This is a genomic window from Haloarchaeobius amylolyticus (assembly GCF_042678045.1).
GTDB lineage: Archaea > Halobacteriota > Halobacteria > Halobacteriales > Natrialbaceae > Natrinema > Natrinema amylolyticus_A.
This window is the reverse complement of the sequence record NZ_JBHUDI010000009.1, coordinates 268,757-284,420: the sequence shown is the minus strand read 5'-3', so window position 1 is coordinate 284,420 and position 15,664 is coordinate 268,757. Positions and strand designations below refer to the sequence as shown.

14 protein-coding genes and 1 pseudogene are annotated in these 15,664 nt (G+C 60.2%); 5 read left to right on the top strand and 10 right to left on the bottom strand.

Annotated elements, in window-relative coordinates:
* Positions 1-2,151: a phosphoribosylformylglycinamidine synthase subunit PurL gene (gene purL, locus ACFR99_RS15120; protein WP_390288823.1), complete on the top strand. Its 2,151-nt coding sequence runs from the start codon at positions 1-3 to the stop codon at positions 2,149-2,151.
* Between the two features lie 95 nt (positions 2,152-2,246).
* Positions 2,247-2,831 carry a HalX domain-containing protein gene (locus ACFR99_RS15115; RefSeq protein WP_390288820.1) on the top strand — a complete coding sequence of 195 codons (585 nt, stop codon included), beginning with the start codon at positions 2,247-2,249 and terminating at the stop codon, positions 2,829-2,831.
* Positions 2,832-2,833: 2 nt separating this feature from the next.
* Here ACFR99_RS15115 and ACFR99_RS15110 read toward each other — a convergent pair whose 3' ends face one another.
* From ACFR99_RS15110 to ACFR99_RS15090, 5 genes are all read right to left on the bottom strand, one after another.
* Positions 2,834-4,696, bottom strand: coding sequence for a PAS domain-containing protein (locus tag ACFR99_RS15110; RefSeq protein WP_390288817.1), 1,863 nt, complete (start codon positions 4,694-4,696; stop codon positions 2,834-2,836).
* Between the two features lie 328 nt (positions 4,697-5,024).
* Positions 5,025-6,182 (bottom strand): pyridoxal phosphate-dependent aminotransferase, encoded by a 1,158-nt coding sequence (locus ACFR99_RS15105; RefSeq protein WP_390288814.1) that lies wholly within the window; start codon positions 6,180-6,182, stop codon positions 5,025-5,027.
* Between the two features lie 2 nt (positions 6,183-6,184).
* A complete protein-coding gene (locus ACFR99_RS15100; RefSeq protein ID WP_373616694.1) occupies positions 6,185-6,670 on the bottom strand; it encodes an Lrp/AsnC family transcriptional regulator in 486 nt (161 codons plus the stop codon).
* A 216-nt stretch (positions 6,671-6,886) separates the two neighbouring features.
* Positions 6,887-7,576: a hypothetical protein gene (locus tag ACFR99_RS15095; protein WP_390288810.1), complete on the bottom strand. Its 690-nt coding sequence runs from the start codon at positions 7,574-7,576 to the stop codon at positions 6,887-6,889.
* A gap of 91 nt (positions 7,577-7,667) precedes the next feature.
* Positions 7,668-8,123 carry a pyridoxamine 5'-phosphate oxidase family protein gene (locus ACFR99_RS15090; RefSeq protein ID WP_390288807.1) on the bottom strand — a complete coding sequence of 152 codons (456 nt, stop codon included), beginning with the start codon at positions 8,121-8,123 and terminating at the stop codon, positions 7,668-7,670.
* Positions 8,124-8,240: 117 nt separating this feature from the next.
* Here ACFR99_RS15090 and ACFR99_RS15085 point away from each other — a divergent pair, with 117 nt between their 5' ends.
* Both ACFR99_RS15085 and ACFR99_RS15080 read left to right on the top strand, forming a co-directional pair.
* Positions 8,241-8,804, top strand: a complete 564-nt coding sequence (locus ACFR99_RS15085; RefSeq protein WP_390288804.1) for a thioredoxin family protein — start codon at positions 8,241-8,243, stop codon at positions 8,802-8,804.
* Between the two features lie 72 nt (positions 8,805-8,876).
* Positions 8,877-9,665, top strand: a complete 789-nt coding sequence (locus ACFR99_RS15080; protein ID WP_390288801.1) for an HpcH/HpaI aldolase family protein — start codon at positions 8,877-8,879, stop codon at positions 9,663-9,665.
* A 27-nt stretch (positions 9,666-9,692) separates the two neighbouring features.
* Here ACFR99_RS15080 and ACFR99_RS15075 read toward each other — a convergent pair whose 3' ends face one another.
* On the bottom strand, positions 9,693-10,811 hold the full coding sequence (locus ACFR99_RS15075; protein ID WP_390288798.1) for an NADH:flavin oxidoreductase/NADH oxidase: 1,119 nt from the start codon (positions 10,809-10,811) through the stop codon (positions 9,693-9,695).
* Positions 10,812-10,919: 108 nt separating this feature from the next.
* Between ACFR99_RS15075 and ACFR99_RS15070 the strand changes: the two genes are divergently transcribed.
* A complete protein-coding gene (locus ACFR99_RS15070) occupies positions 10,920-11,768 on the top strand; it encodes a BtpA/SgcQ family protein (RefSeq protein ID WP_390288795.1) in 849 nt (282 codons plus the stop codon).
* A gap of 5 nt (positions 11,769-11,773) precedes the next feature.
* Here the strand turns inward: ACFR99_RS15070 and ACFR99_RS15065 are convergent.
* The 4 genes and pseudogenes from ACFR99_RS15065 to ACFR99_RS15050 form a co-directional block, all read right to left on the bottom strand.
* Positions 11,774-12,151: pseudogene (locus ACFR99_RS15065) on the bottom strand (tripartite tricarboxylate transporter permease); the annotation flags it as partial.
* Positions 12,152-12,195: 44 nt separating this feature from the next.
* Entirely contained in the window at positions 12,196-12,387 is a 192-nt protein-coding gene (locus tag ACFR99_RS15060) for a hypothetical protein (protein ID WP_390288792.1), read from the bottom strand.
* Positions 12,388-12,424: 37 nt separating this feature from the next.
* Positions 12,425-13,303: a hypothetical protein gene (locus ACFR99_RS15055; RefSeq protein WP_390288789.1), complete on the bottom strand. Its 879-nt coding sequence runs from the start codon at positions 13,301-13,303 to the stop codon at positions 12,425-12,427.
* A 1,368-nt stretch (positions 13,304-14,671) separates the two neighbouring features.
* Positions 14,672-15,664 carry a tyrosine-type recombinase/integrase gene (locus ACFR99_RS15050; RefSeq protein ID WP_390288786.1) on the bottom strand — a complete coding sequence of 331 codons (993 nt, stop codon included), beginning with the start codon at positions 15,662-15,664 and terminating at the stop codon, positions 14,672-14,674.

Genomic DNA, 15,664 nt, shown 5'->3' with positions numbered 1-15,664 from the left:
ATGAGTCTTGCCGATTCGGACCGCGAACTCGTCGTCTCCGAGTTAGACCGAGAGCCCACCCGGGCGGAGGCGGCGCTGTTCGAGAACCTCTGGAGCGAGCACTGTGCGTACCGCTCCTCGCGACCGCTGCTGTCGGCGTTCGACAGCGAGGGCGAGAACGTCGTCATCGGGCCAGGCGACGACGCGGCAGTCGTTGCCCTCCCCGACAGCGACGGGGATGGGGCTGGTGACACGTACATCACGATGGGGATCGAGAGCCACAACCACCCCTCCTACGTCGACCCGTTCGACGGCGCGGCGACCGGCGTCGGTGGTATCGTCCGGGACACGCTTTCGATGGGCGCGTACCCGATCGCACTCGCGGACTCGCTATACTTCGGCGAGTTCGACGCCGATCACTCGAAGTACCTCTTCGAGGGCGTCGTCGAGGGAATCAGCCACTACGGCAACTGTATCGGCGTCCCAACGGTCGCCGGCAGCGTCGACTTCCACCCCAAATACGAGGGCAATCCGCTGGTCAACGTCGCCTGCGTTGGGCTGACCAACGAGGAGCGACTCGTCACCGCCGAGGCCCAGGAGCCAGGCAACAAACTCGTCCTCGTCGGCAACGCCACCGGCCGTGACGGACTCGGCGGCGCAAGCTTCGCCAGCGAGGACCTCGCCGAAGACGCCGAAACCGAAGACCGCCCCGCAGTCCAGGTCGGCGATCCCTACGCCGAGAAGCTGCTCATCGAGGCCAACGAGCAACTCGTCGACGAGAACCTGATCGAATCGGCCCGCGACCTCGGTGCCGCCGGCCTCGGCGGTGCCTCGAGCGAGATGGTCGCCAAAGCCGACCTCGGTGCCCACATCGAACTCGAGCGCGTCCACCAGCGCGAGCCGAACATGAACGCGATGGAGATCCTGCTCGCCGAGTCCCAGGAGCGGATGTGCTACGAGGTCGAGCCGGACAACGTCGAGCGCGTGCGCGAGATCGCCGAGCGGTTCGACCTCGGTTGTTCGGTCATCGGCGAGGTCACCGACGGCAACTACGTCTGTACGTTCGAGGGCGAGACGGTCGTCGACGTCGACGCCTACTTCCTCGGCGAAGGCGCGCCGATGAACGACCTCCCGACCGAAGAACCCGAACAACCCGAAACCGACCTCCCAGATGCCGATCTCGAGGAGGCGTTCGACGCCGTCGTCGCGAGTCCGAACACGGCCTCGAAGCGGTGGGTCTACCGCCAGTACGACCACGAGGTCGGCGTCCGCACGAGCGTGGGGCCGGGCGACGACGCGGCTATTATCGCGGTTCGAGAAGCCGAACAGGGACTAGCGATCTCCTCGGGTGCGGCACCCAACTGGACCGACGTCGCACCCTACGAGGGTGCCCGCGCGGTCGCCCTCGAGAACGCGACGAACATCGCGGCTAAGGGCGCGACGCCGCTCGCGGCCGTGGACTGTCTCAACGGCGGGAACCCGGAGAAAGACGACGTCTATGGTGGCTTCACTGGTATCGTCGATGGCCTCGCCGAGATGTGTGAGACCCTGTCGACACCGGTCGTCGGCGGGAACGTCTCGCTGTACAACGACTCCGTTGCGGGCCCGATCCCGCCGACGCCGACGCTGGCGATGGTCGGTGCCAAAGACGGCTACGACGCGCCGCCGCTGTCGGTCGAGGACGACGGCGACCTGGTTCTCGTCGGTGACCTCGGCCTCGAAGGCGACGCCCGACTGGGTGGCTCCGAGTACCTCGCCCAGTTCGATGGCAGCGACCGGTTCCCCGAACTGCCCGACGACCCCACCAGCGTCGTCGAAACGTTGGCGGCGGTCGCCGACGACGACGCGACGCTGGCCGTCCACGACGTCAGTCACGGCGGCCTCGCCGTTGCGCTCGCCGAGATGGTCACCGACGACGCCGGCCTCGAGGTGTTGCTTCCGGGCGACGACCCCGCAGGCGAACTCTTCCACGAACAGCCCGGTCGCGCACTGATCCAGACCGAGTCCGTCGAGGCGGTCCGCGAGGCGTTCGACGGCATCGCACCCGTCGTCGAACTCGGCACCGCGACCGACGACGGTCGACTCACGATCGACGTCGGCGACCGGACGATCGAGACCGACGCCAGCGCGATCAGCGAGCGACGCGCAACGATCGAACGCGAACTCGAGTAACGGCCGGATCGGCGGCTCTTTTTCGCGATTGGCCGGTATATTGATTATACTGCCGAGCCCATTCGTTCACTAAATGGACAGTTCCGGAAAACGTGATGACTACTGAGACCTCGTCCATTCTGATCGTCAACGACGAGCCCGATCTCGCCACCCTCTATACCGCCTGGCTCGACGGCGAGTACGATGTCGAGACAGCTATTGACGGCGCTGACGCGCTCGAGACGATCGACGATACGATCGATATCGTCCTGCTCGATCGGCAGCTGTCGGACCGCTCTGGCGAGGCCGTCCTCGAGACCATCCGTGAGCGATCGCTCGACTGTCAGATCACGATAATAACGGCGATCGAGCCCGACTTCGACATCGTCGAACTGGGATTCGACGACTACCTCGTCAAACCGGTCTCACAGGGCGAACTCACCGGCGTCATCGAGCAACTCTGTCTGCGGGCGACCTACGACGAGCAACTCCAGGAGCTGTTCATGCTCGCGTCGAGGAAAGCGCTGCTCAACGAGCGAACGACGGAGCCCGAACGCCAGTCAAGTCATGAGTACGCCGAACTCACTGATCGAATGGCCGTTCTCCGTGCCCGCGTCCACGAGACCGTGACGGAACTGCTGGACCAGGACGGGTTCCGACAGGTCTGTCAAGACATCGCTCGCGATTCTCTCGAAGAGTAGGGCTACGAGAGACGGCGCTCGAGGGTCGTGATATCCCGGATTTCGATCCGCGTGCCACCGTTGTGGCCGTTGGTGACGGTACACGTCCAGTCGTGGGCTTCGGCGATAGCGCGGACGAGCGCGAGGCCGAGTCCGTCGATCGCGGTCTCGTCGTCGGCGGTCGGATCGAGGACGCGGTCGTGTGCGTTCGGAGGGATTTCGGTAGCGTCGTCGAGCATGAAAAAGCCGCGCGTCCCGTCGTCGTCGAATCCGACCAGGCCGATCTGGATCGTCACGTCGTCGTCGGCTCGTGCGGCGGCACTATCGAAGGCCGTCTCGAGGAGGTGGACGAACCGGTCGGGATCGGCCCGGAGCGTAGCCGTCGCGTCGACGACGAGTGCGTCCTCGTCGATCTGAGAGCCGCTGACCGCAGCGGCGATCGCCGATTCGAGACGAAGGCGGCTCCGGGTGCCGACGGCCGTCGCGTTACGGGCGAACTCGCGAACGTCGTCGACGAGGCGTTCGGCCCGATCGAGCGTGGTTTCGACGGTGTTCTCCGCGAGGGGGAACTCCCACTCGTCGGCGTCGTCGTCATCGAGCGCGTCGGCGACCGCGTCGAGTTGGTGCTGGAGGTCGCTCGAGAGGATGTCCGCGACGGCTTCGAGGCGTTCGGTCTGGCGCTCGAGTTCGGCGGTCCGGTCTCTAAGGACCTGCTCCCGGTCGGCCTGATCGAGGGCGGCGCGCGTGTTCTCGACGAGCGTCGAGACGAGGTCGACGTCGGTTTCGTCGAACCGATGAGGGTCGAACGAGCCGGTCATGAGCACGCCGTGAGTGCCGATGGGCGCGATGATCTCCGAGCGAAGCGGCGTCTCGGGATTGTAGAGACCATCGGTCTCCACGAGGTCGTCGAACAGTTCGACATCACCGGCCTCGAAGACGTCCCAGACGAGGCCCTCGCCGGGATTGAATCGGGGGAGGCCGCCGAACTCGTCGTAGGCTCTGGCAGTTCCGGCGACCGGCTCGAGATAGCCCTGGTCGCCCTCGAGCAGCCAGATGCCGCTGATGGGCAGATCGAGCAGGTCGCTGCCCGAGTGAACGGCGATCGCACAGATCTCCTCGGGATCGTCGGAGCCGAGGAGCCACCGGGTAACCTCGTGGAGCGACGTGACGACGCGGTCGTACTCGTGTTGCTCGGTGACGTCCCGGACGATAGCGGCGACGGTCGCCGCGTTGTCCTCGACCGGGACGAACCGGAACTCGCCCATCCGGTCGTCGCCTTTGGGGCCAGTATACGGTAACTCGAGCTGGCGACGGTCGGCAGTGCCGATGTCGACATCGGTGATTGCCCGCCCGATCTCGACGGCGTGTTCATCGTCGATCCCCGCGAGTTCGGTCAGCGTCTCGACGTGTTCGCCGACGAGCTGTGACCGGGATGTGCCGAGAACCGACTCGGTCGCGCCGTTGACGGTGACGATCTCGCGGTTGCGATCCAGCGTGACGACCGCATCGCGGATCGCCTCGACGACCGCGGCGTGTTGGGCCAGCGTCGTCTCCTGGGCCTTGCGCTCACTGACATCGCGCATGTAGACCGAAAGTCCGGTCTCGGAGGGATAGGCGCGGGCCTCGAACCACGTCTCGAGGTGGGTGTGATAGATCTCGAAGGAAACCGGCACCTGTTCGTCCATCGCGCGGTGGAACCCGTCGGGGAACTGCGTCTCGACGGTCTGGGGGAACTCATCCCACATGACCCGGCCGATCAGCTCCTCGCGGGAGCGTTTCAGCAGCGTCTCGGCCCGCTCGTTGAGGTAGGTGAACCGGAAGCCGGTGTCGAGCGCGAAGAAAGCGTCGGTGACGCGATCGACGATCGGGACTGATCGCGTCGTCACGGCGCGACACCTCCGCACACTGGTCGACTCGGCTTCTCCCCACGCTCGAGACTCGTTCCTCTCACAGTCGTTGACACCATCGACGGCCAGTCAGCCCATTTGTTTGTGAACCCCCTATTTGAGTGCCGTGGCCGAGCGTCACTGTGGGGTGTGTCCAACAGTGTCTGTCCGTTGAGTAGCAGTTCGCCGACGTAGCTGGTCGGGTATCCGCTCGTTCGATCAAACCGGGACTGACGTCGAGCCCGGTTCATACGGTCTGTTATTACTGTGTCCCAGAGCACACGCACTATGTCGCAGATGTGCCGGCACTGATTGACAGGTGCCCGTATCAGGCGTGGTCCGCGACGAACGCCTCGATCCGATTCAGTGCTTTCCGGAGGTCTTCTAAGCCAGTCGCATACGAGACTCGCAGGTGCCCCTCGCCGACATCGCCGAAGACGTCGCCGGGGACAACCGCGACACCTTGCTCGCGGAGGACTGCCTCGGCGAACTCCTCGGCGGTAAAGCCCTCGGGCACCTCGGGGAAGCAGTAGAACGCGCCCTTGGCCTCGAAGACGTCCATGCCGATCTCGCGAAACCGCGAGAGGACGAACCGCCGGCGACGATCGTACTCCTCGACCATCTCCGCGACGTCGTTGTCACAAGAGTCCAGCGCCTCGAGCGCGGCGTACTGGGCCGTCGTCGGGGCCGAGAGCATCGTGTACTGGTGGATCTTGTTCATCGCACCGATCGCGTCGGCGGGTCCGAGCGCGTAGCCGAGTCGGAGGCCGGTCATCGCGTGGGCCTTCGAGAAGCCGTTGAAGACGATGGTGCGTTCGCGCATCCCCTCGAGGCTCGCGATCGACGTATGGTCGCCGTCGTAGGTGAGTTCGGCGTAAATCTCGTCCGAGAAGACCGTCAGGTCGTGTTCGCGGGCGAACTCGGCGATCGGCTCTAGATCCTCCTCGGGCATGATCGCCCCCGTCGGGTTGTTGGGATAACAGAGGACGAGCACGTCGGCGTCGGCTGCGCCGGCCTCCTCGAGACCCTCGACGGTGAGTCGGAAGTCGTCTTCCTCCCTCGTCGGGACCGACAGCACCTCGCCGCCGGCGAAGATCACGCCGGGCTCGTAGGAGATGTACGCCGGCTGGGCGATCGCGACCGTGTCGCCGGGGTTGACGAACGCACGGAAGGCCAGATCGACGGCCTCGCTGGCGCCGGCGGTGACGATGATTTCCTCGTCGGGATCGTAGCCCAGCTCGAACCGGTCGGCGACGTAGTCGGCGATCGCCTCGCGGAGTTCGCGCTTGCCGCGATTTGCCGTATACGAGGTCTTGCCCTGCTCTAAGGAGGTGATCGCGGCATCGCGGGCCGCCCACGGCGTCGCGAAGTCGGGCTCGCCGACGCCAAGCGAGATGACCTCGTCGCGTTCCTCGGCGATCTCGAAGAACCGGCGGATGCCCGACGGCGGGACCGCCTGCACCCGGTCTGACAGTTCGAACGTCATTGTCAGGGTGAATAGGAGAGGCGGTCGTCGTCCTCGCCGTCACCGAGTTCGATCCCGTTTTCCTTGTAGGAGGTCATCACGTAGTGGGTGACCGTCTGGGTGATCTCGGGGACGGGCGCGACCTTTTCGCTAATGAATTGCGAGACTTCGCGGATGGAGTCGCCCTCGACTTCCATGTCGAAGTCGTAGTCGCCGCTGACCAGCCGCAACGCCGTGACCTGTGGGAACCGTGCGAGGCGCTCTGCGATGTCGTCGTAGCCCGTCTCGCGGTCGAGACGGACGTTCAACTCGACCTCGGCGCGGACGCGCTCGTCCTCGAGCCGATCCCAGTCGACGACTGCCTGGTAGCCACGTACCAGACCTGCTGCCTCGAGTTCCTCGATGGCTGCCTCGACCTCGTCTTCCTCGAGGTCGGTCATTCGCGCGATATCGGCCGCGGAGTATCGCGCGTTCTCACGAAGCAACTCGAGCACCTCGCGTTCGCTCATATCCCTTCGAAGCGCGAGCGCGAGTAAAGGTCTAACGTTCTTGTCGCGTTCCTCGCACCGGCGACGGACTACGTCCCGCGTGATTGCTCGCTCGGATGCGCTGAGGACTGTACGTCATTCGTGACCAGGGCTATTATACGGACTACTGTCAGTGGGTGCCGGCACACCTGCAGGACAGGTCGCGGGTGCGCCGAGACATGGGTACAGTAGACCATCTCAGCGGTAGTTCTTGAACAGCAACGCCCGCACGTCGTCTTTCGTCTGGACCTGTTCGGTCGAGCCGTCGGGGAGGTCGACGGCGTACCGGTAGTCCGCCGAACTCGACTCTCGCCACTTGTCGTCGTGGGTCTCGAGCAGGCTCATCATCTCGTCTAACATGTCGTCATCGTCGGCCGATCCGTCCCCGTCGCTGCCGTCGTCGGTCGATCCACTCGCAGCAGGGCCGTCGTCGGTACTGTCCGCAGCAGCGTCTTTGTCGCTGTGCGCATCGATCTCGTCGACCGCATCCGACTCCGCACCCGATTCGTCGTCCGTCTCCGGTTCGCCCGCTGCGGATTCATCATCGGTCGCCGCCGTGTCGGTCTCCTCGGGCTCGAGGTCGGGGCCGTCATCCAGCCGATCGTCGGCGGTTGCCGCCTCGTCTTCGATGTAGGAGACTTCCTCGAGTTCGTGAGGGTCATCGTCGCCGTCGATGGCGGCGCCGACGGAGGCCGCAACGTCGTCGGTCGCCGAGGAGTCGAACTCGTCGGCGTCGAGTTCGATCTCGCCGTCGAGATTGTCGATCAGGAACTGGACGGCGTCCCGTTCGCGGACGAAGCCGTACTTGCCGACGACCGATTCGGAGATCTCCTCTCGGAGGTGCTGGATAAAGGCGTACTGTTCGTCGGTGACCTCGAGCGTCTTCATACCCCGTCGATGATCCTGAAGGTACAAATATGTAAGTCGTCACGAGCCGCGGAGCGACCGATTCCGACGAGCAGGCTAGACGGAATGCCGGTCAGGAACGGGATGGAACCTCTTTCCGTCCCGTCAGCGTGTCGGGATTGAGGCTGAAAAAGTGGAACGTGACCTCTTCTCGCGGTCGTTCGAAGATATCGACGCGCGGAATCTCGATCGCCCACATTCCCTGGACTGCACTGGACTCGTACGGTTTGCCCTCGATGTCGTCGAGCGTCCCCGTCGCGACGATACTCTCCCACCGACTGTCGGTCTGGTCGTACACGACGAAGGAGACCGGTTTGTCGACGAGGTCGGCTTTCCGGCTGTCCTGTGGCGTCGAGAGCTGATAGTACAATAACCCTTCGTCGGCGTTGTAGCCGTACGAGATCGGGATCGAAACCGGCGGCTCGTCTGACCCGGTGGCAAACGAGAGGACCCCCGTTCCACCGCGGCCGAGGAACTCGTCGATCTCGTCGTCGGTCATCTGGAGCCAGCGTAGTCCTTGCCCTTGCATACCTGGATCGACGATCCGCGCGTCAAAAATACGCTGTCACGACTCTCCTGACAGTCAGCCAAGTCTGTATGCGAGCCGGGCGGGACGATTAAGGACGAACGAGCCGAACAATCGGGCATGGTACTGACGGAATCCGAACCCGAACTCGAGGCCGGCGACGCCGCACCCGACTTCGAACTCGAAGGCGTCGACAGCGAGACGTACACGCTCGAGTCGTTTGCCGACAACGAGGCATTGCTGGTCGTCTTCACCTGCAACCATTGCCCGTACGCGCAGGCGAAGTTCGACCTGTTGAACGAGCTGGCCGCCGAGTACGACGACGTCGCGGTCGTCGGGATCAACCCCAACGACGCCGAGGAGTACCCCGAGGACTCCTTCGAGGTGATGCGCAAACGTGTCGAGGAGGGAACGATCCAGTACGACGCCTATCTGCGCGACGAGAGTCAGGACGTCGCCCGCGCGTACGGCGCGGTCTGTACGCCCGACCCGTTCCTGTTTACGAACACTGACTCCGGCTTCGAGTTGGTCTATCACGGGCGCCTCGACGACGCGCTGAACCCCGACGACGAGCCGACCCGGTTCCACATCCGCGAGGCGATCGACGCCGTGCTGGCCGGCGAGGCGGTCGACCTCGAGTGGCAGCCCTCGCAGGGCTGTTCGATCAAGTGGAAAGACGAGTAGAGACGAGCTGACTGTCTCGACGGGCAACCGGTCGGCAGATCGATTTTAATGGTGGCCGTGGGAGCCCGAGTCGTGAGCCATCAGCCACGCGGAAACGACCTCCGTGAAACGCTCGAGGCCGGCGACGTCGCGCTCGGCGTCCTCGAGAGCACGTACAGTCCGACCATCGTCGAACTCTACGCGGCGCTTGGCGTCGACTTCGTCTGGATCGACCTCGAGCACGGCGGGCCGAGTCCGTGGGACGCCGAGCGCCTCGAGGGACTGCTCCGGGCCGTCGACGGCACGAAGACGGAACTGCTGGTGCGCGTCCCCGACACCGATCCGGCGCTCGTCCGCAAGGCGCTCGACGCCGGCGTCCGGAACGTGTTCCTTCCGCGCGTCGGCAGCGCCGAGGAACTCGAGCGGGCGGTCCGTGCGGGCCGGTTCGAGTACGACGGCGATCCTGGCCGGCGCGGGCTCGCGAACCCCCGTGCGAGCCGCTGGGGGCTCGCCGACGACTACGTCACGACGGAAGACGAGTCGGTCGTCGTCGGTGTGACTGTCGAGACCCAGTCGGCGCTCGATGACCTCGATGCGATTCTCGAGGTGCCCGAACTCGGCTTCGTCTTCATCGGGCCGCTCGATCTCTCGGTTTCACTGGGGCATCCGGGCGAGTTCGACCACCCCGAGGTTGAAGAGGCCGTCGAGACGATCCGGTCGGCAGCCGTCGACGCGGACGTCCCGGTCGGCGGACTCGGATTCGGAATGGACGACGTCAACGAGAAGGCACAGCAGGGGTATCAGTTGCTGAACATCGGCACGACGACGGGCGCGTTACAGTCGGCAGTGACGGGGTGGTTAGACGACTACGACGCTACGTGACCGCGCGAGGAGTCGGCCGCGAGCGGGCTATCGATGGGCTGCACGGCGGTACTGCACCGGCCACTGCTGTGCGGCGTCGTCCGGGTCGCGCTCGAGTTCGTCGGACGCCCGGAGCCCGAAGTACGGATCGCGCAGGAACTCACGGCCGACGAGCACGAGGTCGGCGCGGTCGTTGCGAACGATCGCGTCGGCCTGTTCGGGTTCGGTGACGCCGCCGACCGCGCCGACGGCGACGTCGGCCTCCTCGCGGACGCGTTCGGCCAGCGGCACCTGGAAGTTCGGGCCGCCAGGGACGGCCTGGTCGGGGTGGAGCCCGCCCGAACTGACGTCGACGAGATCGACGCCCAGTTCGGCGAGGTCGTCGGCCAGCCGCACGGACTGGTCGAGATCCCACGACTCGCGGTCGTCGAGCCAGTCAGTGCCGGAGATGCGGACGAAAAGCGGCTTGTCGTCGGGCCAGACCTCGCGGACGGCGGTGACGATCTCGCGAACCAGCCGCGTGCGATTTTCGAAGTTCCCGCCGTAGTCGTCCTCGCGGCGGTTCGTGACAGGCGAGAGGAACTCGTGGAGCAGGTAGCCGTGGGCCGCGTGGACCTCGGCGATTTCGAAGCCGGCCGCGAGCGAGCGCTCGGCCGCGGCGCGGTAGGCATCGATGACGCCCTCGATATCTTCCTGGGTCGCCTTCCGCATGGCGGGGCGATCGCCCTCGAACGGCGGGTAGGCATCGGGCGAGGGAGAGAGGACCTCCCAGCCTTCCGCGCCGTCGGGATCGGTCTCGTCCGGCACGATCGGGACGTTGCCGTCCCACGGACGCGTCTTACTGGCCTTGTGGCCCGCGTGGGCGAGCTGGATGCCCGGTACGCCACCCTGGTCGCGGACGAATTCGGTAATCGGCTGCAGCGCCTCGGCGTGCTCGTCGCTCCAGATGCCAAGGTCGTGGGGCGAGATCCGGCCGACCGGATCGACGGCAGTCGCTTCGGTCATGACGATGCCAGCACCGCCGACGGCGCGGCTCCCAAGGTGAACCCGGTGCCACTCGGTCGCCAGCCCGTCGGGCTCACAGGAGTACTGACACATCGGTGACACGGCGATCCGATTCGGCACCGCTGTTTCACGCAGCGACAACGGGGAGAGCAAATCAGCCATCGGCCCCTCTAGCCGCGTCGGGGAGAAAACGTGTGTGAAGGAGGAGGAGATTGCCGACTCGACCTCCCTATCACAGCACGTTATCCCGCTCGCGCCCGCAGCACCGATATGGCCACGCCTACACCACCCCTCGAGCGTTTCGAGGCCGACCGGCCCGTCGTCGGAATGGTCCACCTCCCGGCACTCCCTGGTGCGCCGGGGTTCGACGGCGACCGCGACGCCGTCCGCGCTCGTGCACTTGAAGACGCACGCCGGCTCGAAGACGGTGGAGTCGACGGACTCATCCTCGAGAACTTCGGGGACGCACCGTTCTATCCGGACGCCGTCCCGAAACACGTCGTCGCCGAGCTGACGGCGATCGCGACGGCCGTGACCGACGCCGTCGACGTCCCGGTCGGTATCAACGTGCTTCGCAACGACGCCGACGCGGCGCTGTCGATCGCCGCGGCCGTCGACGCCGCGTTCGTCCGTGTCAACGTCCACGTCGGCACCGCCGCGACCGATCAGGGGGTCCTCGAGGGCCGCGCCCACGAGACGCTCCGGCTCCGTGATCGGCTCGCAGCCGACGTGGCGATCCTCGCAGACGTCCACGTCAAACACGCGACGCCAGTCGGCGACCAGGCGATCGACCGGGCAGCGCTCGAGACGGTCGAGCGCGGCCGGGCGGACGGTGTGATCGTCTCCGGACCGGGGACGGGCGTCGAAACGCCGCTTGCGGATATCGAGCGCGTCACCGACGCGCTGGCAGAACACGACCACGAGCAAGCCCCGGTGTTCGTCGGCAGCGGCGTGACAAGCGACACGGTCGACGACTGTCTCGCGGCGGGTGCAGACGGCGTCATCGTCGGGACCGCGCTCAAGGAAGGCGGCGAGACGACCGCGCCGGTCACCAGCGAGCGCGTCGCGGCTCTCGTGGCGGCCGCTCGAGCGGCAGACTCGGACGACAGCTACCGCTGAAGCCATCAGATCCCAAGCATCAGCGGCCCGATCAGGACACCCATCAGGTGGACGCGACGGGCCCGCAGTCGGACCGGTACCATCCCGACGGCAGCTGCAGCGAGGAAGATCGCGATGCCCACCACGCCGGTAAACAGAAACGAGAGCACGAGCAACAGCGCGAGCACGGCGGCCGATACCTGCCAGTAGGGGAGTCGCCCGACGACCTCGAGATAGGCGTCCCCGACGACGAGGACGAGCGCGAAGCCGACGAGCCCCGCGAGAACGACGGCCGCGAGCAGTATCGGCACCTCGAGTGGCACGCCGATGCTGTCGACGGCGACCAGTACGCCGGTCCGGGGCTGGCCGATGGCGACCAGCGCGAAGAGCGCGAAGACCGTATTGTGGTTAACTCTGTAACCACATTGTATAGACAATCGGAACAGACCTAATTCCGACCTTCAAATCCGCCATTTATAAGGGTTGTAATCCCACCCAATGTTCCACATGCAGTTCCTGTTTCCTTCATTACTGTAGAAATTAAATCAATAGCCATTAGGCTATCTCCTTCTATTCCAATTGTAGCCGCTCCAAAATAAATGCCCACAAGGTAGAATACAAATCCGAGTATCAGAATCATATATGAGATTAACCGTATTTCCTCCCAGATATACAAGTTATCCATTGTTGTTTGTGTGAATATCCTGGTAGATCATAGTTGCTATGAGTGCAGTGAACGCTATAACAGCAACATAGTCCCCATAGGAGTTATAAAAGCTATCTAATGTATCGGGAGTGACTAAGATAGTTGCCAGAATAGTAGTAAAAACACCTATGAATACCTCAGAGATAGAAATATCTATACTATTCGTATTAATCTGCTCCCCACTTCCATTATCAACTTCTGGTATATTATATTCAGATATATTATAGTCAATTACAGCACCTGATGACCTATTTATGATTATTTTTTCATCATCAGGCAACCAACTACTGAAATCGGTGATAGTGATAGAGATTGGGATATTCAGTATTCCTCTTGAAGTGTAGTAATCATAGTTAGAAGTAGCTGCGACTACACGGTTATCATCGTATTTCACCATGAAATCCACGAGTGGTTTTAATTTTTCAAGTGAGTTGATAGAAGCACGAAATATACAACCCGTTTTAATCTCCAAAACTTCATTTGGGAATTCATCGATTCGATCCTTCTTAAACATAATTTCATCTTCCCCCATCCCAAATGATAATAAGACTACATCTGATTCGTCTTTTCCACCTAGTGTATCAACTTCTTTTCTGCCAATAATATATGGGGTCAATGGAGTTTCATTTGCTATAGTTTCTTGCACCCCTTCAGACATCAGTGTGAGGATCGAATACTGTGAAATCTGTCCGAGAATAGTTCTAATATCATTCTTATCAACAAATAGATCATCAGTTATGTTGTTGAAATAGTCAAGAAGGAAATCATCAGCAGGAACTGATTGAGAATTACTTCTATCAGGATACCACCCCCCGTTATTTCTATACCCCTTATGTTTACTGTCGACCATGTATAATGAATTTCTTCACTACTAATAAAGCCACCAGAATAATATTGAGATTGTACATATTTCGAGGACACTCAAGCAGCTGCGTCAAAAAGGACTTGTAGAATTGAAAGTGCCAGAAGATACGAAAAAGTGAATCTATGGTCTTACTGAAGAAGTGAAAAGGTTGAAAACAAGTGTCTGCTCAGGCTTGATAACGACCGATCTTTCTCTAAACGGTGATGTATAGGACAGAAAATAACATTCTCGAGCGGTATTATTCTATAAAATTCACGTACTGCCATGCCTCACGCGCATATGCGCAAATGGCACAAAACCCAATATTAGGAGATGATAATTTTACTGCAGTTACTGTAAGTCCATGAGGTGGATCACAGTGGATTTGGCCCACTTCACGACCATTTCCCCTCGGTCGGATAAGAATCGTCTCACAACGTACACAGTCGTCTCTGACAGCTCTCCATGACTGTAGCCCAAGTTGAGATACGATTGTGAGATGATATACAAAACAATCCCATTAGAACCCCACACCGCAAAACACCGTACTCCCCAGCTTATCTAGTAATATGAACTGTAATTACTTAACTGTTACTGATACTCTAGTATGGGACCATGTCCATGTAGTGAGCGACGATCATACCCACCAGGAACGATCATAGACCACTCACGGACGTTTCCCCACAACGACAGTGATTGCTACTCGAGTGACTTTGATCGGTGAGAGCAAACTGTGGGCGTCTCAATGGATTGTAGGGCGGTTACTCTACCTACACGGCGGAAAGACCCCTCCCTTGCTGTAGCTGAGTGGAATATCGCTGAAGGCCAGAATTCCGATTAGACGCGTATGTGAGCAAACCTGATTGAAAGTGTGTCATGGTGGTAGTTCACATACCATGCAAATAGTAACAACCCGAGTTGTTAATGGATACTCGAGTGAGAATTGAGAGACGATCTTGCAGCCGCATGAGATAATATCCCACGTTGCTACAGTGGAATAATTGTAGATCAACCCATATCCGAAAGCGTAGGACCACTTATTATATACTTTATAAGGAAATTGTGCCTCCTTGTGGAACCATGACACAGTACTATAGACTCAGATAACCTCCCTTATCTCGATTTACATTCCGAGTGGATAGTTAACACACCAGTGAACGACTGGTATTAGTGTGTGAACCCCGCCCATCAAGGTTAAGTTGGGTAACATGACAGTTCCTCATATGGGTGGGGTCCAATGACCTTTCGATAGAGAAACGAATCTCTTTGCAGCATATATGCGGAACACCCGCATACCCTTTCAAAAATTATTATTTTGGCTCACAGCATGGAGAAGCAACGTTTTGCCCCCTTGGACCCTTGTGTTACATTATGCTAAAGACTTGGACCGTGACGACGGACACTGTTTTCCAAATCTTTAGTTGAATATTTGAGATAGTTTTCTTTAGTGGTTTCAATATTCTTGTGTCCTAAAATATCCATGAGGAAGGAAATATCTCCACCGTCGTTAATAAAGTGAACCCCGAAAGTTTTCCTCAAGGTATGGGCACCAATTCTGTTAATGTTCTGCCCTTGCCGATTTTGGTAAATCGTTTCCTGAATACCAGCGTTTTCTGCTGCGGTGGTTACAACGTCGGTAACGACTTGTTCATCCATCCGCTCACTTCTCGAGGTACAGAATAGATATGGTGATTCATCTGCTGTGAGCTTGGCCTTCCGATCACCATTGATCCACAAGTTAAGTAGGGTATCTAATGATGCTTGATACCATACCTTTCGTGACTCGTCCGTTTTCTTCCCATATACTGTAATCTCTCTACTGTCACGATCTATCTTGTCAAGTTTCACCCTAACAAGTTCTGACCGTCTCATACCCGTTTGGTAGAGCAAACGAACGATTAGTTCATTACGAGTGGTTGGTGCTGGTACGTTGTCTACCAACTTCCGAACTTCCTCTTTCGTGAGGGGTTTATCTCCACCTTCAGCATCCTTTTTAGATTCCGTATGCATCCCATTGATACGTTCGGGAGTAGCGTATTCTGTTGGATCTTGCTCAACAGATACTTCAGGAAACCCTCTCCTTCCTGCGAACTTGTCTATCTGTTTGTAGAAATCTCCAAGAGCAGCGTGAGCTACACGAATGCTCGAAGGTGCATATTCGTCGTCAAACATCCACTGATAGTAATCTTCAGCATGACCGCTATGACAATCCCATAAGGTCACGTCCGTATTCTCATTTAGATATTTGTGGAAACGACGAATGTGACGACGGTATTCACGAGCAGTATCTTCCGACTGTGTTTGCTTGTAACTATAGTGTGCTTTGATCGCACGTTCTGCGATAGATTTGTTCGTTTGTTTAGACAT

Coding starts and splice junctions, on each gene's coding strand:
- ACFR99_RS15095 (WP_390288810.1), bottom strand. CDS start 7,576: ATGAAGACGCTCGAGGTCACCGACGAACAGTACGCCTTTATCCAGCAC.
- ACFR99_RS15070 (WP_390288795.1), top strand. CDS start 10,920: ATGGCCACGCCTACACCACCCCTCGAGCGTTTCGAGGCCGACCGGCCC.
- ACFR99_RS15090 (WP_390288807.1), bottom strand. CDS start 8,123: ATGCAAGGGCAAGGACTACGCTGGCTCCAGATGACCGACGACGAGATC.
- ACFR99_RS15060 (WP_390288792.1), bottom strand. CDS start 12,387: ATGATTCTGATACTCGGATTTGTATTCTACCTTGTGGGCATTTATTTT.
- purL (WP_390288823.1), top strand. CDS start 1: ATGAGTCTTGCCGATTCGGACCGCGAACTCGTCGTCTCCGAGTTAGAC.
- ACFR99_RS15100 (WP_373616694.1), bottom strand. CDS start 6,670: ATGAGCGAACGCGAGGTGCTCGAGTTGCTTCGTGAGAACGCGCGATAC.
- ACFR99_RS15105 (WP_390288814.1), bottom strand. CDS start 6,182: ATGACGTTCGAACTGTCAGACCGGGTGCAGGCGGTCCCGCCGTCGGGC.
- ACFR99_RS15085 (WP_390288804.1), top strand. CDS start 8,241: ATGGTACTGACGGAATCCGAACCCGAACTCGAGGCCGGCGACGCCGCA.
- ACFR99_RS15115 (WP_390288820.1), top strand. CDS start 2,247: ATGACTACTGAGACCTCGTCCATTCTGATCGTCAACGACGAGCCCGAT.
- ACFR99_RS15050 (WP_390288786.1), bottom strand. CDS start 15,664: ATGTCTAAACAAACGAACAAATCTATCGCAGAACGTGCGATCAAAGCA.
- ACFR99_RS15075 (WP_390288798.1), bottom strand. CDS start 10,811: ATGGCTGATTTGCTCTCCCCGTTGTCGCTGCGTGAAACAGCGGTGCCG.
- ACFR99_RS15055 (WP_390288789.1), bottom strand. CDS start 13,303: ATGGTCGACAGTAAACATAAGGGGTATAGAAATAACGGGGGGTGGTAT.